Source organism: Bradyrhizobium sp. 1200_D9_N1_1 (assembly GCF_052075915.1).
GTDB lineage: Bacteria > Pseudomonadota > Alphaproteobacteria > Rhizobiales > Xanthobacteraceae > Bradyrhizobium > Bradyrhizobium diazoefficiens.
The window spans coordinates 4,475,877-4,496,467 of sequence record NZ_CP197226.1 but is presented as its reverse complement, the minus strand read 5'-3'; the positions used below and the strand labels follow the sequence as shown (position 1 = coordinate 4,496,467).

The 20,591-nt window shown below is 63.6% G+C and carries 17 protein-coding genes and 2 tRNA genes; 6 read left to right on the top strand and 13 right to left on the bottom strand.

The window, feature by feature from the left end:
- Positions 1–40: 40 nt before the first annotated feature.
- From AB5K84_RS21675 to AB5K84_RS21645, 7 genes are all read right to left on the bottom strand, one after another.
- Positions 41–117: transfer RNA gene (locus tag AB5K84_RS21675), tRNA-Val, on the bottom strand.
- Positions 118–165: 48 nt separating this feature from the next.
- Positions 166–570 (bottom strand): GFA family protein, encoded by a 405-nt coding sequence (locus AB5K84_RS21670; RefSeq protein ID WP_011087706.1) that lies wholly within the window; start codon positions 568–570, stop codon positions 166–168.
- 70 nt (positions 571–640) lie between these two features.
- Positions 641–3,064: an endopeptidase La gene (gene lon, locus AB5K84_RS21665; protein ID WP_011087707.1), complete on the bottom strand. Its 2,424-nt coding sequence runs from the start codon at positions 3,062–3,064 to the stop codon at positions 641–643.
- Between the two features lie 324 nt (positions 3,065–3,388).
- The gene (gene clpX / locus AB5K84_RS21660; RefSeq protein WP_008547851.1) at positions 3,389–4,660 is read right to left on the bottom strand and encodes an ATP-dependent Clp protease ATP-binding subunit ClpX; all 1,272 of its coding nucleotides are present in this window, start codon (positions 4,658–4,660) and stop codon (positions 3,389–3,391) included.
- Positions 4,661–5,108: 448 nt separating this feature from the next.
- Positions 5,109–5,744 carry an ATP-dependent Clp protease proteolytic subunit gene (locus AB5K84_RS21655; RefSeq protein WP_011087708.1) on the bottom strand — a complete coding sequence of 212 codons (636 nt, stop codon included), beginning with the start codon at positions 5,742–5,744 and terminating at the stop codon, positions 5,109–5,111.
- Positions 5,745–6,034: 290 nt separating this feature from the next.
- Positions 6,035–7,396: a trigger factor gene (gene tig / locus AB5K84_RS21650; RefSeq protein ID WP_011087709.1), complete on the bottom strand. Its 1,362-nt coding sequence runs from the start codon at positions 7,394–7,396 to the stop codon at positions 6,035–6,037.
- A 177-nt stretch (positions 7,397–7,573) separates the two neighbouring features.
- A tRNA-Leu gene (locus tag AB5K84_RS21645) sits at positions 7,574–7,658 on the bottom strand.
- 154 nt (positions 7,659–7,812) lie between these two features.
- On the opposite strand from AB5K84_RS21645, the gene AB5K84_RS21640 reads away from it, so the two are divergent.
- Complete coding sequence (locus AB5K84_RS21640) at positions 7,813–9,117, top strand: multicopper oxidase domain-containing protein (protein WP_011087710.1); 1,305 nt, start codon at positions 7,813–7,815, stop codon at positions 9,115–9,117.
- Between the two features lie 108 nt (positions 9,118–9,225).
- Here AB5K84_RS21640 and AB5K84_RS21635 read toward each other — a convergent pair whose 3' ends face one another.
- Positions 9,226–10,725 carry a bifunctional ADP-dependent NAD(P)H-hydrate dehydratase/NAD(P)H-hydrate epimerase gene (locus tag AB5K84_RS21635; protein ID WP_038966309.1) on the bottom strand — a complete coding sequence of 500 codons (1,500 nt, stop codon included), beginning with the start codon at positions 10,723–10,725 and terminating at the stop codon, positions 9,226–9,228.
- A 380-nt stretch (positions 10,726–11,105) separates the two neighbouring features.
- On the opposite strand from AB5K84_RS21635, the gene AB5K84_RS21630 reads away from it, so the two are divergent.
- Both AB5K84_RS21630 and glnA read left to right on the top strand, forming a co-directional pair.
- The gene (locus AB5K84_RS21630; protein WP_007603495.1) at positions 11,106–11,444 is read left to right on the top strand and encodes a P-II family nitrogen regulator; all 339 of its coding nucleotides are present in this window, start codon (positions 11,106–11,108) and stop codon (positions 11,442–11,444) included.
- A 153-nt stretch (positions 11,445–11,597) separates the two neighbouring features.
- A complete protein-coding gene (gene glnA, locus AB5K84_RS21625) occupies positions 11,598–13,007 on the top strand; it encodes a type I glutamate--ammonia ligase (RefSeq protein WP_011087712.1) in 1,410 nt (469 codons plus the stop codon).
- 82 nt (positions 13,008–13,089) lie between these two features.
- Here the strand turns inward: glnA and AB5K84_RS21620 are convergent, their stop codons facing one another.
- The 4 genes from AB5K84_RS21620 to AB5K84_RS21605 form a co-directional block, all read right to left on the bottom strand.
- Entirely contained in the window at positions 13,090–14,178 is a 1,089-nt protein-coding gene (locus tag AB5K84_RS21620) for an asparaginase (RefSeq protein ID WP_236842067.1), read from the bottom strand.
- Positions 14,179–14,309: 131 nt separating this feature from the next.
- A complete protein-coding gene (locus AB5K84_RS21615; RefSeq protein WP_028171684.1) occupies positions 14,310–15,071 on the bottom strand; it encodes a slipin family protein in 762 nt (253 codons plus the stop codon).
- Positions 15,068–16,474 carry an NfeD family protein gene (locus tag AB5K84_RS21610; protein ID WP_011087715.1) on the bottom strand — a complete coding sequence of 469 codons (1,407 nt, stop codon included), beginning with the start codon at positions 16,472–16,474 and terminating at the stop codon, positions 15,068–15,070. Before AB5K84_RS21610 ends, AB5K84_RS21615 begins: the two co-directional genes overlap by 4 nt.
- 182 nt (positions 16,475–16,656) lie before the next feature.
- Positions 16,657–16,914 carry a tautomerase family protein gene (locus AB5K84_RS21605; RefSeq protein WP_011087716.1) on the bottom strand — a complete coding sequence of 86 codons (258 nt, stop codon included), beginning with the start codon at positions 16,912–16,914 and terminating at the stop codon, positions 16,657–16,659.
- A gap of 152 nt (positions 16,915–17,066) precedes the next feature.
- On the opposite strand from AB5K84_RS21605, the gene AB5K84_RS21600 reads away from it, so the two are divergent.
- The 3 genes from AB5K84_RS21600 to AB5K84_RS21590 all read left to right on the top strand — a co-directional run bounded on the left by AB5K84_RS21600 (position 17,067) and on the right by AB5K84_RS21590 (position 19,499).
- A complete protein-coding gene (locus AB5K84_RS21600; RefSeq protein WP_011087717.1) occupies positions 17,067–18,044 on the top strand; it encodes a GlxA family transcriptional regulator in 978 nt (325 codons plus the stop codon).
- A 288-nt stretch (positions 18,045–18,332) separates the two neighbouring features.
- A complete protein-coding gene (locus AB5K84_RS21595; RefSeq protein WP_038966310.1) occupies positions 18,333–18,890 on the top strand; it encodes a cytochrome b in 558 nt (185 codons plus the stop codon).
- Between the two features lie 363 nt (positions 18,891–19,253).
- On the top strand, positions 19,254–19,499 hold the full coding sequence (locus tag AB5K84_RS21590) for an EF-hand domain-containing protein (RefSeq protein WP_011087720.1): 246 nt from the start codon (positions 19,254–19,256) through the stop codon (positions 19,497–19,499).
- 95 nt (positions 19,500–19,594) lie between these two features.
- Here the strand turns inward: AB5K84_RS21590 and AB5K84_RS21585 are convergent, their stop codons facing one another.
- Positions 19,595–20,368 carry a gamma-glutamyl-gamma-aminobutyrate hydrolase family protein gene (locus tag AB5K84_RS21585; RefSeq protein WP_028171680.1) on the bottom strand — a complete coding sequence of 258 codons (774 nt, stop codon included), beginning with the start codon at positions 20,366–20,368 and terminating at the stop codon, positions 19,595–19,597.
- Positions 20,369–20,591: the final 223 nt, after the last annotated feature.

Genomic DNA, 20,591 nt, shown 5'->3' with positions numbered 1-20,591 from the left:
CGGCCCGTTCCAATTGACGAGGCAGTACCGAAAAACGCGTTGGTGGGCGGTCACGGATTCGAACCGCGGACCCTCTCGGTGTAAACGAGATGCTCTAACCAGCTGAGCTAACCGCCCTCGCCGCCTCTTTATCCCTACCCGCCCTCGGTGAGCAAGTACGGAACATCAATCCTGCGGCCTCCCCGGCAGCCCCGGCACGGCGTCGATCCACACTGCCGCCGACTGGCACCAGATCTGTCGGCTGGGCCTCAGAGCGTCGCGCTGGCGGATGCTGCCCCAGCGGATGCCCCAGTCGTCGGCCTGGTCGCCCTCGCCGCTGGTGAACAGCGGGGAACCACAGTCGGCGCAAAAATGCTGGAAGCGCATCCGGCCGTTGTCGCCGCGCTTGCCGTAGATTTTTGGCGTGCCGCCGGTGAGCTTGACGTCGCCGGCGGAACAGATCGCGGTGACCCGGAACGGTGATCCCGTCAGCGTCTGGCAGTCCTGGCAATGGCAGACCGAGACCGCCTCGGGGTCGATCTCGGCTTCAAAGGTGATCTGCCCGCAATGGCATTGCCCGTCGATCTGCATCGCCCTCGTTCCCTTGCATCAAAGCAAAAACGGCGCCCGAAGGCGCCGTTTTATCATCTTTCGCTGGAGCTCAGTGAGCGGTCAGGCCGCCAGCGGCTTCGTCGCCGTCCGGCTTCACCGTCACCTTGGTGTCCTCTTCCCAGACGATCGGCACCGGTTTCTTCACCAGCGCCCTGGCGACGACGTCGTCGAGACGGGAGACCGGGATGATCTCCATGCCGCCCTTGATCGCATCGGAAATCTCCGTGAGATCCTTGGCGTTGTCCTCGGGGATCAGCACCGTCTTGATGCCGCCGCGGGCAGCAGCCAGCAGCTTCTCCTTCAGACCGCCGATCGGCAGCACGCGGCCGCGCAGCGTGATCTCGCCGGTCATCGCGACATCGTGGCGGACCGGGATTCCGGTCATGACCGAGATGATCGCGGTGGCCATCGCCACGCCCGCCGACGGACCATCCTTCGGCGTCGCACCTTCCGGCACGTGCACGTGGATGTCGCGCCGGTCGAACAGCGGCGGCTCGATCCCGTAGACGATCGCGCGCGAGCGGACGTAGGACGCCGCCGCCGAGATCGATTCCTTCATCACGTCGCGCAGGTTGCCCGTGACCGTCATCTTGCCCTTGCCCGGCATCATGACGCCTTCGATGGTCAGCAGCTCGCCGCCGACATCGGTCCAGGCAAGGCCGGTGACGATGCCGACCTGCGGCTCGCTCTCGATCTCGCCGAAGCGGTACTTCGGCACACCCAGAAGCTCTTCGAGAGACTTCTCCGTGACCTTGACCGACTTCTTCTTGGAGATCATCAGCTCCTTCACCGCCTTGCGGGCGAGTGTGGAGAGCTCGCGCTCCAGGTTACGCACGCCCGCTTCGCGGGTGTAGCGGCGGATCAGCAGCAGCAGCGCGTCGTCGTCGATCGAGAACTCCTTGGAGTCCAGGCCGTGCTTGGACACCGCGTTCGGGATCAGGTGCTTGCGCGCGATCTCGACCTTCTCGTTCTCGGTGTAGCCCGCGATCCGGATGATCTCCATGCGGTCCATCAACGGTCCCGGAATATTGAGCGTATTCGCGGTCGTGATGAACATCACGTTGGACAGATCGTAGTCGACCTCGAGATAGTGGTCGTTGAAGGTCCCGTTCTGCTCGGGGTCGAGGACCTCGAGCAAAGCCGAGGACGGATCACCGCGGAAGTCGGCGCCCATCTTGTCGATCTCGTCCAGCAGGAACAGCGGATTGGACGACTTGGCTTTCCGCATCGACTGGATGATCTTGCCGGGCATCGAGCCGATATAGGTGCGGCGGTGACCGCGGATCTCGGCCTCGTCGCGCACGCCGCCGAGCGAGACGCGCACGAACTCGCGTCCGGTCGCCTTCGCGATCGACTTGCCGAGCGAGGTCTTGCCGACGCCGGGAGGTCCGACGAGGCACAGGATCGGTCCCGTCAGCTTGTTGGCGCGCGACTGCACCGCGAGATACTCGACGATACGTTCCTTGACCTTCTCCAGACCGTAGTGATCGGAGTCCAGGATGGCCTGCGCCGATTCCAGGTCCTTCTTGACCTTGGACTTCTTGTTCCACGGGATCGACAGCAGCCAATCCAGGTAGTTGCGCACGACGGTCGCTTCCGCGGACATCGGCGACATCTGGCGCAGCTTCTTCAATTCGTGCTGCGCCTTCTCGCGCGCTTCCTTGGAGAGCTTGGTCTTGGAGATCTTCTCTTCGAGATCGGCGAGCTCGTCGCGACCGTCGTCGTCGCCGAGTTCCTTCTGGATCGCCTTCATCTGCTCGTTGAGATAATACTCGCGCTGGGTCTTCTCCATCTGGCGCTTGACGCGCGAGCGGATGCGCTTCTCGACCTGGAGCACCGAGATCTCGCTCTCCATCAGGCCCAGCACCTTTTCGAGGCGCGTGGTGACCGACAGCGTCTCCAGGATGCCCTGGCGATCCGCGATCTTGACGGCGAGATGGGAGGCGACCGTGTCGGCGAGCTTGGCGAAATCGGTGATCGCCTGCACCACGCCGACGACCTCGGCCGAGATCTTCTTGTTGAGCTTCACATAGCTCTCGAAGTCGGACACGACCGAGCGTGCCAGCGCTTCCGCCTCGACCGACTTCGCATCGGTATCGGCGAGCGCAATCGCGGTCGCTTCATAGTAGTCGGCGCGATCGGTGTATTTTTGCACGCGCGCACGCTCGAGCCCTTCGACCAGCACCTTCACGGTGCCGTCGGGAAGCTTCAAGAGCTGGAGCACGCTGGCAAGCGTACCGGTCTCGTAAATCGCATCGGGCGCCGGATCATCGTCGGACGCGTTCTTCTGCGTCGCGAGCATGATCAGCGCGTCGTTCTTCATCACCTCTTCGAGCGCGCGGATCGACTTCTCGCGGCCGACGAAGAGCGGCACGATCATGTGCGGGAAGACGACGATGTCGCGCAAGGGAAGCACGGGATAAGCGTGCGTTTCGCCATGGACGATGGTTGGCCTGGGTTTTGGATTAGTCATGGCCTTTTCCTTTTGCTTTGCCCCCTTGCACGCAGCCCGCCATGCTCATGCGCAACCGCCACAAGGTGCCGAGGTGATCCACAAAACCAGTCTACCATTCCAAGGGTGGACCGGGCTTGCCGGATCGGAACTGAGGCGAATCTTGAAGAGAATTCACGCTCGCCGCCGACATTAGGTGGCTATCGACCGGGGGGGTGTCAAGTCATTGAAAAACGCGCGCCATCAGGCGCTTACGCACACGGGTAAGCGACGCTAACTCGGCTGCGGAGATACATTCCGCAGCCGTCACTTCTCAGGACGATTGGAGCGTTCCAGCGCCGCAAATCAGGCGCTGGCGTTCTCGACGGCGCGATCGGATCGATCGGCGTAGATGTAGAGCGGACGGGCCGTGCCTTCCACGACTTCGCGGGAAATCACGACTTCTTCCACACCTTCCAGACCCGGCAGGTCGAACATGGTCTCGAGCAGGATCGCCTCGAGGATCGAACGCAGGCCACGGGCGCCGGTCTTGCGCTCGATCGCCTTGCGGGCGACCGCGCCAAGCGCCTCGTCGGCAAAGGTCAGCTCGATGTTCTCCATCTCGAACAGGCGCTGGTACTGCTTCACAAGCGCGTTCTTCGGCTCGGTCAGGATCTTCTTCAGCGAGGTCTCGTCCAGATCCTCGAGCGTCGCCACCACAGGCAGACGGCCGACGAACTCGGGGATGAGACCATACTTCAGGAGATCCTCAGGCTCGACGTGACGGAAGATCTCGCCGGTACGGCGGTCCTCCGGCGCGAGCACCTGGGCGCCGAAGCCGATCGAGGTCGACCGTCCGCGTGCCGAGATGATCTTCTCGAGGCCGGCGAAGGCGCCGCCGCAGATGAACAGGATGTTGGTGGTATCCACCTGCAGGAACTCCTGCTGCGGATGCTTGCGGCCGCCCTGCGGCGGGACCGAAGCCACCGTGCCTTCCATGATCTTCAAGAGCGCCTGCTGCACGCCCTCACCCGACACGTCGCGCGTGATCGAGGGATTGTCGGACTTGCGGCTGATCTTGTCGATTTCGTCGATGTAGACGATGCCGCGCTGGGCGCGCTCGACATTGTAGTCGGCGGCCTGGAGCAGCTTCAGGATGATGTTCTCGACGTCCTCACCGACATAGCCGGCTTCGGTCAGCGTCGTTGCGTCCGCCATCGTGAAGGGCACGTCCAGGATGCGGGCGAGCGTCTGCGCGAGCAGCGTCTTGCCCGAACCGGTCGGACCGATCAGCAGGATGTTCGACTTCGCGAGCTCGACGTCGTTGTGCTTGGTCTGGTGGTTGAGGCGCTTGTAGTGGTTGTGCACCGCGACCGACAGGACCTTCTTCGCGTGGCTCTGGCCGATCACGTAATCGTCCAGCACCTTGCAGATTTCCTTCGGCGTCGGAATGCCGTCGCGCGACTTGACCAGCGAGGACTTGTTCTCCTCGCGGATGATGTCCATGCAAAGCTCGACGCACTCGTCGCAGATGAAGACCGTGGGACCCGCGATCAGTTTGCGGACTTCGTGCTGGCTCTTGCCGCAGAACGAGCAATATAGCGTGTTCTTGGAGTCGCTCGTGCCGACCTTACTCATTCATGTCTCCGTCCGCGGTTCGATCCCGTTCCGCTCGATCGCTCCATCCCGACACACCGGTCGGTATGAAGTTCAAATAGAGCAAATTCCGTACCAAAAAAGACCCTACGCGCTACATCCCGTGCGAATCACGGTCACTCGATTCTCCCGCGATCATAGCGGATCATTCGTAGCCAACCATGCTGTCACCCGACTATCAAGAATTCGCTAATCGGGGGTCGCCGGCTACCCGTGACAATACCGTGATTTCAGGTCTTGGCACGGGCGAAGTGATCGAAATCACCCCGGCGTTGCTGGATTGCCACGAAAAACAAGCACGAAAGCGGAACTTTCTGCCTGTCGCAGGGCGCAAAACGGCGTTTTGCAGCGCGCACACGAGTCCTAAACGTGAACGCTCCCCTGAAGGTACCCGGGCGCCCCCAAGGGACGCCGCTACCGACCGGTAGTGCTACTGGGTCTTCGCCGCGGCCGGCTCTTCGGCGCGCTTGTCGATGACCCTGTCGACCAGGCCGAACTCCTTGGCGTCGTTGGCGGTCAGGAACTTGTCGCGTTCCAGCGCGTCCTCGATCGTCTTGTAGGTCTGGCCGGTATGCTTCACGTAGATCTCGTTGAGCCGCTTCTTCAGGTTCAGGATTTCCTGCGCGTGCAGCATGATGTCGGTGGCTTGGCCCTGGAAGCCGCCGGAGGGCTGGTGCACCATGATGCGCGCGTTCGGCAGCGAGAAGCGCATGTCCTTCTCGCCGGCGGCGAGCAGCAGCGAGCCCATCGAGGCCGCCTGCCCCGTGCACAGCGTCGAGACCGGCGGGCGGATGAACTGCATGGTGTCGTAGATCGCAAGGCCCGACGTCACCACGCCGCCCGGCGAGTTGATGTACATCGAGATTTCCTTCTTCGGATTTTCCGCTTCGAGGAACAACAGCTGCGCGACGACCAGCGTCGACATGCCGTCCTCGACCGGACCGGTCAGGAAAATGATGCGCTCTTTCAGCAGGCGCGAGAAAATGTCGTAGGCGCGCTCGCCACGGTTGGTCTGCTCGACCACCATGGGCACGAGGTTCATGTAGGTTTCAACCGGATCGCGCATGAGTCACCTAGGGTTTTCGGAGGCGGACATCGCCACTCTTGGCTGCCAGTTTGGCTGGATTTGCCGGAAGGCCGATGGACGCCCGTGATGCAGGAAGTTGGTAGCGGTAGAAGTTTGGGTACAGGGTGTACCGACAGATATAGCCCAATTCGCGCCAGACAAGTGCGGAGCGAATTAAGGCTTAATCCGCCGGGCACTTGAAGCTGATTCTCGCAAGAAGGCCCAGCCAGCCACATGGCTAGCCGGGCCCTTCCGCTGATCATCCTTAATAGAAGACTGTCTCAAAGCCTTCAGGCCGCGGTCTTTTCCGCCTCATCGTCCTTGTAGAGGTCCTCGCGCGAAACCTTCTTCTCGGTCACGTTGGCGAGCTCGAGGATGAAGTCGACGACCTTGTCCTCATAGATCGGCGCACGAAGCTGGGCCAGCGCCTGGGCGTTGCTGCGGTAATAGTCCCAGACTTCCTTCTCGCGGCCGGGCATCTGGCGGGCCCGCTCGATCACGGCGCGGCCGACCTCGTCGTCGGTCACGGTGATCTTGTTCTTCTCGCCGATCTCGGAGAGCACGAGGCCGAGGCGCACGCGGCGGTCGGCGATCTTGCGGTACTCTTCCTTGGCGGCATCTTCGGTGGTGTCCTCGTCGGCAAAGGTCTTGCCGGCCGAGTCCATCTCGGCCTTGACCGAGTTCCACATCAGATTGAACTCCTCGTCGACGAGCGAGGGCGGCGCCTCGAAGCGATGCGCCTCGTCGAGACGGTCGAGCAGCGCGCGCTTGACGCGCTGGCGCGTCGCACCGGCGAACTCGGCAACCAGACGCTCGCGCGCGGCTTCCTTCAGCTTGTCCAGCGATTCGAGGCCGAGCGTCTTGGCGAACTCGTCATCGATCGCAATGTCCTGCGGCGCTTCGATCGAGGTCGCGGTGGTCTCGAACTCGGCCGGCTGGCCGGCGAGCTTGTCGTTCATGTAGTTCTTGGGGAACGACACTTTCAGCGTGCGCGTCTCGCCCGCGCCGATGCCGGTGAGCTGCTCCTCGAAGCCGGGGATGAAGGTGTTGGAGCCGATGACGACCTGGATGCCCTCGCCGGTGCCGCCCTCGAAGACTTCGCCGTTGATGGTGCCCTTGAAGTTGATGGTGACGCGGTCGCCCGACTCGGCCTTGGCCCCGTCGGCCTTCGCGGCATAGCCGCGGTTGGTGTCGGCGATGCGCTTGATCGCCTCGTCGACGTCGGCGTCGGTAACGTCAGCCACGGGCTTCTCGACCTGGAAGGTCTTGAAGTCGGCGAGCGCGATCGACGGCACCACCTCGATCGCAACCGTGTAGGTCAGATCGGTCTTGCCGCTCAGCAGCTCCTCGACCTCGGCCTGCTCGCTCGGCATCGTGATCTTCGGCTCGGTCGCGAGGCGGAAGCCGCGCTCGGAGAACAGCTGCGTGTTGGTGTCGCGGATGGTCTGGTCGATGGTCTCGGCCATCACCGAGCGGCCATAGACCTTCTTCAGATGAGCGACCGGCACCTTGCCGGGACGGAAGCCGTTGATGCGGACCTTGTCCTTGAGGTCGACGAGCTTGGCGCCGGCCTTGGCGTCGAGATCAGACGCGGGAACGCTGATCTTGAACTCGTGCTTCAAACCTTCCGAGAGGGTTTCTGTGACCTGCATGGCGTCCAATCTTCTTCTCGTTCGGCCCCGGCACGCATGCGTCGGGACGCTGTCATTAATCGATCCAACGCGAGGCAAACGCCTCAACGCCGGTGGTTCATCAGAGCCCTGCTCCAGACGGAAAACATCCGCACGAAGCGAGGCCCTTCGGTAATCCGTGCAAACGCTGAAAGCGCTTGGTGCGGGCGGAGGGACTCGAACCCCCACAACTTTCGTCACTGGAACCTAAATCCAGCGCGTCTACCAGTTCCGCCACGCCCGCGTGAATTTGCATCAAGACCGGCCGCGATGCCGCGGGCGGCCGGGCTTATAGCATGCGCCTGACTGTTCGCAGCAAAAAAATGGCCTGATGGAGGCAGGCTTCAAGTAGGCACGATGGCTGGACTTATCCAGCGCGGCGTGGTCCGGATCGGGCCATGAAACCGCGGATCTTTCACCCGAGCCGACGCGAGGTTCTGGTTGGCCTCGGAGCCTCGGCTGCGGGGCTGATGGCCGGCGGCGCAGGTCCGTCCGTGACCGCCCAGATCGCCCTTCAGGCGAGGCCGGCAACGCTGGCTCTGAAGCCGGGGCAGCCGCCCACACCAATCTGGGAGCTGGCCGCCGTAAGCCATACCAGGGGCGTCCATCTCAAGCGCGGCGACCGCTGCGAGGTGGTATTCCGCAACGACCTGCCTGTGCCGCTTGCCCCAGTCTGGTACGGCCTCAACGGCCCGGCTGCGGCGGACCCGCTGCGAGGGCGCGCGCCGACGGCGCCGGACGCGACTGAAACTTCAATTATTTCAATACCAAACGCCGGAACCCTGCTGACCGACTTTCGCCTCTTCGAGGACGGCCTGAAGCAGCCGGCGCGGCCGCTTCCGATCATCGCGGAGGAGACGAGCCGCATCGCCGTCGATCGTGACGAGGTCCTGCTGATCGAGGAATGGCGCCTGCGGCCGGATGGGACCGCGCTGCCCCCGGGCCGCGACCCCAAGGACGCGACCCCGCTCTATACAATCAACGGGCAGACTTCATGCGAGCTCGCAGCCGCCGCCAATGAGCGGCTGCGGCTGCGCTTTATCAATGGCTCCCAACGCACTGTCCTCGCAATCAAATTGGAAAATCACGACGTCCGCGTGATGGCCCTGGACGGACAGCCGGCCGAGCCGTTCCCGGCCCGCAATGGCGCCCTGGTGCTGGCCCCGGGCGGACGGGCCGACGCCTTTGTGGACGCAGCCACATCGGCCCAATTTCTGCTGCATGACGGCAAGGAGGCCCGCCCGATCGGAAACCTCTCGATCTCCGGCAGACTGGAGCGGCGCGCGCCGCTGTTGCCGCCACAACCGCTCCCTGCGAATGCCCTGCCCGACCAGCTCGATCTCAAAGGCGCCCTGCGGTTCGATGTCGCGCTCGGTGCACCCGATACCGGTTGGACGCGGCCTGCGGATTTCTCCACCTCGTCGGCGCCGGCCTTCCGCACCAGGACCGGCCGCACCGTCGTGCTGACCCTCAAGAACCCCGCGCCCCTCACCGCCGTGTTCCACCTGCACGGCCATCCCTTCCGCCTGCTCGACAAGCTCGACGACGGCTGGAAGCCCTATTGGCTCGACACGCTCGCGATCGAGTCCGGCCAGACCCAGCGCATCGCGTTCGCGGCGACCTCGCCCGGACGTTGGCTGATCGAATCCGTCGTGACCGACTGGGCCGCGCCGCGGCTGGTGCGCTGGTACGCGGTGGAGTGAGGTTTCGTAGGATGGGTAGAGCGCAGCGAAACCCACCGCCACCGTGCCGAGGTTTGAGATGATGGGTTTCGCTGCGCTCTACCCATCCTACCCGCCGTAGCGAGCAGCTCAGTACTCGATCCCCAGTGCATTATAGATCCGCCGGTGCACGGCCGGCAGGGTCTCGGTCAGGTCCTCCGCGATCAGCCCCGGCCCCGCCTCGCTTGCCGCCTCGCCATGCATCCACACGCCGATGCTGGCGGCTTCGAAGGCCGGCACGCCCTGCGCCAGGAGCCCCGCGATGATGCCGGAGAGCACGTCGCCCGCACCCGCCGTGGCGAGCCAGGGCGGCGCATTGGCGGCGATGGTGGCGCGGCCGTCCGGCGCGGCGATGGTGGTATCCGGCCCCTTCAGCAGCACCACGGCGCCGGAGCGTTCGGCGGCGGCGCGGACGCGCTCGAGCTTGGAACGGCCGGGGTGCTTGTTGCTGAGATCGGAGAACAGGCGCGGAAACTCGCCCTCGTGCGGCGTCAGCACCACCGCATTGTCGTGCGAGGCCTTGATCGATTCGAACAGGCGCTCGGGATTCGCGGCAAAGCTCGTCAGCGCATCCGCGTCCAGCACCAGATGCCGCTGCGCGCCAAGCGCGGTGTGGACGAAATCGCAGGTGCGATCGCCAACGCCTGTACCGGGGCCGATGATGCAGGTGTTGTAGCGCTTGTCGCCGAGCAACTCGCCGAACTCGATCGCGGTGTCGACGGGGCGAACCATCACCGCGGTCAGCGCGGCCGCATTGATCGCGAGCGCATCGCGCGGGCTCGCCAGCGTCACCAGGCCCGCGCCGGCCCGCAACGCGCCGCGCGCGGCGAGCCGCGCCGCGCCGGTCGCGGCTGCATCGCCCGAGACCGCCAGCACATGCCCTCGCGCATATTTGTGGCCGTCGATCCGCGGCACCGGAAAGGCCGCGCCCCAGAAATCCGGGTCGTTCTCGAAGGTCTGCGGCCTGATCTCGTCAAGCACCTGTGCGTCGATACCGATGTCGGCAACGCGCACGCGGCCGCAATGCATCCGCCCCGGCAGCAGCAGGTGCGCCGGCTTCTTGCGGAAGAAGGTGACGGTCTCGGTGGCGTTGACCGCAGCGCCCAGCACGGCGGCGCTGGTGCCGTTGATGCCGCTCGGCAGATCGACCGCGAGCACCAAGGCACCATTGGCGTTGACGGCCTCGATCATCGCGCGCGCCTCGCCGTCAACGGGGCGGCTGAGGCCCGCACCGAACAGCGCGTCGATGATCAGCGCGGGCTTTCCGATCGCCTGCGGATTGAACGGGAGCACCGGGTGCTTCCAGCCGCGCGCGGCGGAGGCCGCGTCGCCCTGGAGCTGGTCGCGCTCGCACATCAGGATCACCGAGACCTCGCGCCCCTGGGCGGCGAGCTCGGCGGCTGCGACAAAACCGTCGCCGCCATTGTTGCCGGGGCCGGCCACGATCAGGATCGGCCCCTCCTCCACCAGCGCGTTGGCGGCCTCGGCGACCGCCTGGCCCGCGCTCAGCATCAGCTTGAAGCCGGGCGTGCCGGCCGCGATCGAGAGCTGGTCGGCGCGCTGCATTTCGGCGTTGGTCAGAACTTCCATGCCACTTCCCTGTACAAACGCCTCTTCAACAGGCATCTTCTGTGCCGATCCGACCGCCGGAACGCCGATTTGCCCACAGATTGAACCGTTTGCCTATTTCGTAGTCTTCGGTATTTTGGGCCGGTCGGCTCCACCTATCAGAGATGCTCGTTAAAAGGCTGATAACGCTCCAATAATCAGGGCATTTGCAACTTGGCATAGACCCTGCTTTCGAGGAAGCCGCTTCGGTTCGTCGTGCTCACTGACATCTATCAGGGTGTGGCCGGCCGTTGGTGCCGGGCTGGTCAGGGATCCCGGCATAGCGAAGACAAGATCGTGCGTGAGAAAAGCGCATCCTGACGAAGACGTTGCTATTTGATCGAAATGCCGGGAGGCGCGCAGTGAAGAAAATCGAAGCCATCATCAAGCCGTTCAAGCTCGACGAGGTGAAGGAAGCGCTTCAGGAAGTCGGCCTTCAGGGCATCACCGTCACCGAGGCCAAGGGCTTTGGCCGGCAGAAGGGACACGCCGAGCTTTACCGCGGCGCAGAATACATCGTCGACTTCCTGCCCAAGGTGAAGATCGAGATCGTGATCGGCGACGATCTGGTCGAGCGCGCCATCGACGCGATCCGCCGCGCTGCGCAGACCGGTCGCATCGGTGACGGCAAGATTTTCGTCTCCAACATCGAAGAGGCGATCCGCATCCGAACCGGCGAATCCGGGCTGGACGCTATCTGAGCCGGGTGCTATCCCGCATTTTGCGACACTCTGACAAGAAATAAGGCTGCTTCGGCGGCCCGAATTCGTTTGTGCGGTCGCGCGCGAACTCGCCAAAAGCGAGAATAATCCTGCTCATCTGGAAACCGACCCGCAGAGCCAAAAGGGGTATGCATGAAGACCGCCAAAGACGTCCTGAAATCGATCAAGGACAACGACGTCAAGTACGTCGACCTGCGCTTCACCGATCCGCGCGGCAAGTGGCAGCATGTGACGTTCGACGTCAGCATGATCGATGAAGACATATTTGCCGAAGGGACGATGTTCGACGGCTCCTCGATCGCCGGCTGGAAGGCGATCAACGAGTCCGACATGTGCCTGATGCCGGATCCGGTGACCGCGACGATCGATCCGTTCTTCGCCGAGACCACCATGGTCATCACCTGTGACGTGCTCGAGCCGACCACCGGCGAGCCCTACAACCGCGACCCCCGCGGCATCGCCAAGAAGGCCGAGGCGATGGTGAAGTCGATGGGCGTCGGCGACACCGTCTTCGTCGGTCCCGAAGCCGAGTTCTTCGTGTTCGACGACGTGCGCTTTTCCTCCAGCCCCTACAACACCGGCTTCAGGCTCGACTCCTCGGAGCTGCCGACCAACACCGACACCGAATATGAAGGCGGCAATCTCGGCCACCGCGTCCGCACCAAGGGCGGCTACTTCCCGGTCCCGCCGCAGGACTCGGTGCAGGACATGCGCTCGGAAATGCTCGGCGCCATGGCCAAGATGGGCGTCAAGGTCGAGAAGCATCACCACGAGGTCGCCTCCGCCCAGCACGAGCTCGGCATGAAGTTCGACACGCTGACGCTGATGGCCGACCATCTGCAGATCTACAAATACTGCATCCACCAGGTCGCCCACATCTACGGCAAGACCGCCACCTTCATGCCGAAGCCGGTCTATGGCGACAACGGCTCGGGCATGCACGTGCACCAGTCGATCTGGAAGGACGGCAAGCCGGTGTTCGCCGGCAACAAATACGCCGACCTGTCGGAGACCTGCCTCCACTACATCGGCGGCATCATCAAGCACGCCAAGGCGATCAACGCCTTCACCAACCCCTCGACCAACTCCTACAAGCGTCTGGTCCCGGGCTATGAGGCTCCCGTGCTGCTCGCCTATTCCGCGCGCAACCGGTCGGCCTCCTGCCGCATCCCCTACACCGCTTCGCCGAAGGCCAAGCGTGTCGAGGTGCGCTTCCCGGATCCGCTCGCCAATCCCTATCTCGGCTTCGCCGCGATGCTGATGGCCGGCCTCGACGGCATCAAGAACAAGATCGATCCGGGTCCGGCGATGGACAAGGACCTCTACGACCTGCCGAAGGAAGAGCTGAAGCAGATCCCGACGGTGTGCGGCAGCTTGCGCGAGGCGCTCGAGAACCTCGACAAGGACCGCGCCTTCCTCAAGGCCGGCGGCGTGTTCGACGACGACTTCATCGACAGCTACATCGAGCTGAAGATGACCGAAGTCGAGCGCTTCGAAATGACCCCGCACCCGGTCGAGTTCGACATGTACTATTCGGGCTAAGCGGCCCGAACTGTCTGCGACAAGCAAAAGGCGCTCCGCGAGGGGCGCCTTTTCGTTTTGGGGCGCCTCGTCGCCGATCCAGTCACCATGTCGCTGTAAAAGCCCGCTGCAGCTCGGCCGGAGCCGTGACGCCGCTCGCGATCAGCAATTGGGTGAGAACGCGTGCCTTCTGGGGATTGAGGTCCTCGGACACGACGAAGCCATTCTTGTCATCGTCGACCTCGACATTGCGGGTGACGAAGCCAGACCGAACCCGCGTGGAACGGACGACGAGGATCCCTTTCTTCGCGGCCGCTTCGAGCGCATCGAGCGCCGGCTTCGACGTATTGCCGTCACCGACACCGGCCAGCACGATGCCTTTGGCGCCGTGGGAAATGGCGTCCTCGATCGGAACGGCGTCCATGTTGGCATGCGAGTAGACGATCTCGACCCGCGGCAATTGCTCGCCTGCCGGGAGCTGATAGGCCGCGCGCTTGAGACCGGCAGCCTGGGCCATGAAACGGATGCCGCCCGCGGTGTCGACATAGCCGATCGGCCCGCCGTTGGGAGAATTGAACGTCTCGATGCTCGTGGTGTTGGTCTTGGTGACCGAGCGTGCTCCCTCGATCTTGTCGTTCAGCACGGCCATGACGCCGCGCCCGCGGGATCGGGGATCGGCGGCCACCTGGACCGCTTCGTACAGATTGCCGGGGCCATCCGCGCTGACGGCTGAAGCCGGACGCATCGAGCCGACGATGACCACCGGCTTGTCGCCACGCACCACATTGTCGAGAAAGAACGCCGTCTCCTCGAGCGTATCCGTGCCGTGGGTCACGATGACGCCGTCGGCCTCGTTCTTGTCGAAGGCCTCCTGAATGCGACGGGCCAGCGCAAACCAGACCTTGTCGTTCATGTCCTGGGATCCGATCGACGAAATCTGTTCGGCGTTCAGCTTTGCCAGCTTGTCCAGACCCGGCACCGACTGCATCAATTGCTCGCCCGTGATCTGGCCCGATTTGTACGCACCGGTCGCACGCGCGTCAGCCTGGCCTGCGATGGTGCCTCCCGTCGCAAGCACGAGAATGCGCGGCAGGCCTCCGGCCGAAGCGTCCTTGCCCGGCTCTGCAGCGTGCGCCGCTGCGCCGATGCCGCCGGACCAGAGCGCAAAAGACAGCAGTGGAATGGCAAGCATGGATGTTCGACGTTGGCGACAGCTGGCTGGGCTGGCGGTAGGCTTCGTCATCGAATTGTCCTCCCATTCAAGTAGGGATCGACATTCGATACGCCCATTGAGGCCGAAGATGGGTCAGCCTGCTGCTTTCCCTATGGGTTGTCCCGCCGCGGCATAAAATGATCGAGCAAACCCGTCGGTAGCGGAAAGACGACGGTCGACGACCGTTCGCCCGCGATGTCGTGCAGGGCCGCGAAGTAACGTAGCTGCATCGCCTGCGGCTCCTGCGCGAGAATCCGGCCGGCCTCGACGAGCTTTTCGGCGGCCTGCTGCTCGCCCATCGCGTTGATCACCTTGGCGCGCCGCAACCGTTCCGCTTCGGCCTGCTTGGCGATCGCGCGCACCATGGTTTCGTTGAGATCGATGTCCTTGATCTCGATCCCGGTGACCTTGATGCCCCAGACGTCGGTCTGCTTGTCGAGGATCTCCTGGATGTCGGCGTTCAACCTGTCGCGTTCGGCAAGCATCTCGTCGAGCTCGTGCTTGCCGAGCACCGAGCGTAACGTGGTCTGCGCGAGCTGGCTGGTGGCGGCCATGTAATCGCCGACCTTGATGATGGCCCGCTCGGGATCGACGATGCGGAAATACAGAACGGCGTTGACCTTGACGGAGACGTTGTCCCGCGAAATCACGTCCTGGGGCGGGACGACCTGCACCATCACCCGTAGATCGACCTTTACCAATTGCTGCACGACCGGAATGAGGATGATGAGGCCCGGGCCCTTCACGCCGGTAAAGCGACCGAGCGTAAAGACGACGCCACGCTCGTATTCACGCAGGATTCGAATAGCCTGGGAGAGGAACATGATGACAAGCAACGCGAGCGCCGCATAGGTCAGATATTCCAGCATCATGATGGATCTCCCTCGCCTGTTCGGGCTGGTGCGCGCCGTATCAGCAGCGTCAGGTCGACGACGTTTGCGACTTCGACCGTCTCTCCGGGCTTGAACGTTTCGGCGCCGCGCGCCTGCCAGCGCTCGCCATGGGCGAAGACATGACCTTCGCTCCCACGCCAGTCGAGAACCTCGGCGGGCAAGCCTCGCATGGCCTGCGCGCCGACCCGTTCAGGAGCGTTGGCGGCACGCCGCAGCGAACCAAGCACGACGAGCGCAAAGCCGGTGAACACAGTTGCAGCGATGCCGATTACCCACCACGACAGGTGGTAGCCGGGCGCCTCGACCCTGAAAAGCATCAGCGCTCCCAGCACGAAAGCGACGATCCCTCCGAGACCGATCACCACCGTCGGATTGAAGGCTTCGACAGTGAGAAGCACTATGCCGACCAGCATCAGGGCAAGCCCGGCATAGTTGATTGGCAGCAAATTGAGCGCATAGAGGCCGATCAACAGGCAGATCGCGCCGACGACTCCCGGAGCGACGGCTCCGGGAGACATGAACTCGAAGATCAGGCCGTAGATGCCGACCATCAGGAGAATGAACGCCACATTCGGATCGGTGATGACCGCCAGGAAGCGGGATATCCATCCGGGGTCGATGGCTTCAACGACCGCATCCTTCGTCGCGAGGCGTTGCGTTTTGCCGCCTGCAACCTCCACCACGCGGCCATCGAGTTGCCTCAGCAATTCGGCCTGATCGCGCGCGACGAGATCGATGGCATGGGCCTCTAGCGCGCCGTTGGCAGAGAGAGTGGCGGCCTCACGGACCGCTTTCTCCGCCCAGTCCACATTGCGGTTGCGCAGCTCCGCAAGGCTACGGATGAAAGCAACCGCATCATTGGTCACCTTTGCCGTCATCGCATCCTTGGGCTGATCCTTCTCGCTCTGCTGGTCACCGTCCTTCTTGTCCTTGCCGCCCTTGTCCGGTGTACCGCTCGGCAGACCCGGCAGCGGTCCGCCAATCTGCACCGGCGTTGCTGCACCAATATTGGTGCCCGACGCCATCGCCGCGATGTGGGTCGCATAAAGGATATAGGTCCCCGCGCTCGCCGCGTGGGCGCCGGAGGGAGCGACGTAACCGACGACAGGGACGGGCGAGGCCAGCACATCCGCAACGATCTCGCGCATGCTGGAATTGAGTCCGCCGGGAGTGTTGATTCTCAGAAGCACGACCTCGGCGCGCCGTTCGCTTGCGTGGGCCAAGGCCTCCTTCACGTAACTGGCCGACGCGGGGCCAATGGCCCCGTCGATCGAAACAATCAGTGCAAGACGGCCGTTCTCCTCTGCTGAACTGGGAAGGAGGCAGCAGATCAAAGCCACGACGCCAATCGCCGTAACGAGGGCCGCCTTCATGGTCTGCACGGCAGGACTCCCTTGCAGAACATATGGTGTTCGTCTCTTGAAGCTCAATGCAGCCGTGTGCAGGCCCTTGTCTGATTGTGCGATGCAATGGAAATCGCCCCGCGGATCGGTTGAGCACAGGGCGGTGGCGGACCATGCCTTGGGGACCATGCCTTGGGCTGATCCGCCCGTGCACTTGGCGGCTACGGCCTCGCGATCCGCACCCCGTCCGCTCCGATCGCGCCGAACGTACTCGCGATGATCTCGCTCGTCGGCTGCATGCCGCCGAGCGACCAGTGCGAAGGTTCCTGCTCCTCGATCCTGACCCAGACGTTGCGGCGGAAGTCCGGACTGCCCTGCCCTTCGACCTCGACCAGGAGGTCGGTGACGCGTTCGAGCAGCGTTTTCTTCTGCGCGGCGTCCAGGATGCCGCGGACGGTGGATATGGTGACGTAAGGCATGTCTCTCTCCAATCATGTCGTGTGACGACAGAGCGAATTTGGACCCGGTGCCCCGGGCAGGGCAGTGGCGGATCAGCCAGAGATCGGGCAATTTCCGCCACGCATCGCTGGCGCCGATCGGTTAGGGTCGCCAGTGGCTGGCAGGAGATCCCATGAAGCTCGCAGTTCTGGCGCTGGAAGGTTGCATGCATTCGGCGATCTCAGGCGTCGCCGACGTCCTGTCGCTCGCCAATCACGTCATGCAGCAGAGCGGCGAAAAATCCCGCTTCACCTGGCAGACGCTGTCGCTCGACGGCAAGGCGGTGCGCGCCGGCGGCGGCCAGACGGTCGCAGTCGACGGCGCGATCGGCAAGCGCGCCGGCTTCGACGCGATCCTCGTCCCCGGCAACCTCGTCGATCACGTCACGGCCGAGCGCCTGCGGCCGCAATACGTCCGTGCCGGCGCCTGGCTGCGGCAGCAGCACGCCAACGGCCGGCTGATCGGCGCCTTTTGCAGCGGCGTCTTCCTGCTTGCGGGAGCGGGCCTGCTCGACAACCGCCGCGCCACCATCACCTGGTGGCTGCAAAGCGAGCTTCGGCAGCGCCATCCCGCGATCGACCTCGCCCCGGACGCCGTCATCACCAGCGCGGACCGCGTCGTCTGCGCCGCCGGCCCGATGTCGTGGGTCGACCTCCTGCTCAGGCTGATCGAGATGGTCGACGGCAAGCAGATCGCAAAACTGTGCGCGGACTACGTCGTCATCGACACCGCACAGCGCACCCAATCGATCTTCATGCCCGTGGGCTACCTGCTCTCGCAGGACCCGCTGCTGACCAGGGCCGACCTGCTGGTTCGTCGCACCGGCAAGAGCCCGATGACGGTCAAGCGCCTTGCCGGCGCGCTCGGCCTCAGCGAGCGCACGCTGAACCGGAAGTTTCAGGAGCTCACGCACGAGCCGCCACAAGCCTTCATCATGCGCCGCCGCGTCGAGCACGCGCGCACGCTGCTGGAGACGACGACGCAGCCGATCAAGATCATCGCGCGCACGACAGGGTATGAAGACGAGAGCAGCTTTCGCAAGGCGTTCCGCAAGCTGACGTTGATGTCGCCTCAGGCGTATCGCGCGCGGCGGATGGAGCGGACGGCGTAACCGCTGACCAAGGGTGTTCGACCCAGCTTAGCGCCTTGCTCGCCCGGCAAATCCACAACTGCGGTGACAGTGCACTTAACTCTGCTCCAGCCGACGCCGCGAGCAGATCGCGGCCGAGCAATACCGTAATACGCAGTAATCGAACTCGTCTCAGAAAGATGCAGCCATCCTCGCGCGAGAAACAGGTCGCGCCATGAGGTGGATCAACGAGTTGGCGCGACTTTTCTGATGTAATGATGTTTGAAGAGTTGACCCGCGCCACCGGATCGAAGCCGAAGGGAGGCGACATTGACGAGTTCCCCTGACCGATACGGTACTGTTCCCCAGTTCCTCCACTGGGCGACGGTAGTTCTGGTGATCGTTGCGTGGACGCTCGGCATATTTGGCGATGACTTGCCCAAGGGTGGCGCGCGCGAGACAGGCCTGCTTGTTCATGTTTCCGCCGGCCTGTTGATCTTGGCCGCATTGATCATGCGGCTGGTGTGGAGGGCGGCCGTTCCGCCGCCACCTCCTGAGCCAAACGAATTCCGCAGATGGCTTGGCGCCTTCGCCGACCCATCCGCCCGTCTTTTTCATTATACGCTCTACGCCTTGCTCGTTGTCGTTCCGGTCGCCGGGATCGTTACGCAGTTTGCGCGTGGCGAGGCGTTGCCGCTGCTCGGCATCTACGAAATATCATCGCCATGGATACGAGATAGAGCCTTCGCGCACTCGGTCAAGGAGATCCACGAAATTGCGGCCCACGCGCTTGTATTCGTCGCGTTCTTTCATGCTGGCGCAGCTCTGATCCATCATATCGTTTTTCGCGACAATACGTTGAACCGCATGCTACCTCGCAGCAAATGATGGCGTACCACGGGTACCGCAACATCCTCGGCGAGTGATGCAACGATCGAGGCGGCGGCGGACCAACGTGCTATTTCTGGACCTTTGTGGCGCCGCATGAACCGTGGGCGCTGGTTCGCGACCGGCTCATCCAGGAAATCAAGCGGCGCCCCCTGCCCATCATATTGATTTGCCTCAAGCCGAACCCGGACTGGATCGGCATCGTTGTGATTTCGGATCAACGTCGGAGGAACAGCTGCCCTGAACCATCCCGCGTTCGCTCAGACGGCATCTGATCACGAGGCCCATCATCCGGGATCGGACCAAGCAGCGGCACCCGCGCAAACGACGCCCCCCGCAAGCCCGTCCGGAGAGCGACAAGGCATGATGGGTGGTGGAGACATGATGGGTCGCGCGATGAAGGGGCGCAGCAGGATGGGCGTGGACGCGATGGGGCCTCCCATAATGTTCCGCATGATGTTTGCGCTTATGGACTCCGACGGCGACGGAGCCATCTCGTCGGCAGAGTTTCAGGCAGCCCACGAGCGAATTTTCAAGGCAATGGACAGCAATAAGGATGGCAAACTCACGCCGGAAGAGATGCAAGCGTTCCTACAAACCAGAAGATAGGCTGACTATCCGCCAAACGAGCTATCCCCCAGCAGGACCTCCGAGCAGCGTGGGTCCCGGATCGGCGCTTCGCTTGTCCGGGACACGAACGTGATCTACGCCGTCGCGCGCTGCCGCTCCACCAGCGCTGCGCCAAACGCCTCGAACAGCTTCCGGTTGATCGGATTGCGCTGGGGATCGTATTCGGCGTGCCATTGCACGCCGAGCGCAAAGGTCGGGGCTTCCGCGATGCGGATGGCCTCGATGGTGCCGTCCTCGGCGACACCTTCGATCAGCACGCGCTTGCCGGGATCGAGGATGCCCTGGCCGTGCAGAGAATTGACCCGGATCCTCTCACAGCCCAGCAGCCGTGCGAACGCCCCGCCCGGCGTGAGGTCGACATCGTGGCGGTCGGCGAACACCACGGTCGGATCGGGGTGGATCTCGCCGTTCTCGAGCCGGGGCATGCGATGGTTCATGCGACCCGGGATCTCGCGGATCTCGGGGTGCAGCGAGCCGCCGAAGGCGACGTTCATCTCCTGGAGGCCGCGGCAGATGCCGAACAGCGGGATGCCGCGCGCAACGCAGGCGACGGAAAGCGCCAGCGCCACCTCGTCGCGGTGGATGTCGTAGGGCTCGTGCTTCTCGCAAGGGTCTACGTTGAAGCGGGTCGGATGGACATTGGCGCGGGCGCCCGTGAGGACGATGCCGTCGACGGTATCGAGCAGCGCACCGATGTCGGTGATGTCGGGCGAGCCCGCAAACATCACCGGCAGGCCGCCGGAGACCTCGGCCACCGCACGCAAATTGCGCTCGCCGACCATCTGGACCTGAAATCGATTTTCGACGCGATGGGCGTTCCCGATCACGCCGACGACCGGCTTTCTCATCTTCCGTTTCCGACCTCCCCCGTAAGAAGATTCTCCAAACATGCCCTTCCGATGGAACAAATTCAACCGAAGGGATTGCGGGACGGCAATGCTATTTTCGCGCCTTTGGCGCCGCGTCGGCCCACTTTCGCGCCCCGGCGTCGGCCAAAGCAGGCCCGCCGAGGCGTCAAACCGGTGCATAGCCTCGGCTTGATCCCAGGTAAGATTTGGCGAAAGAGTGCGC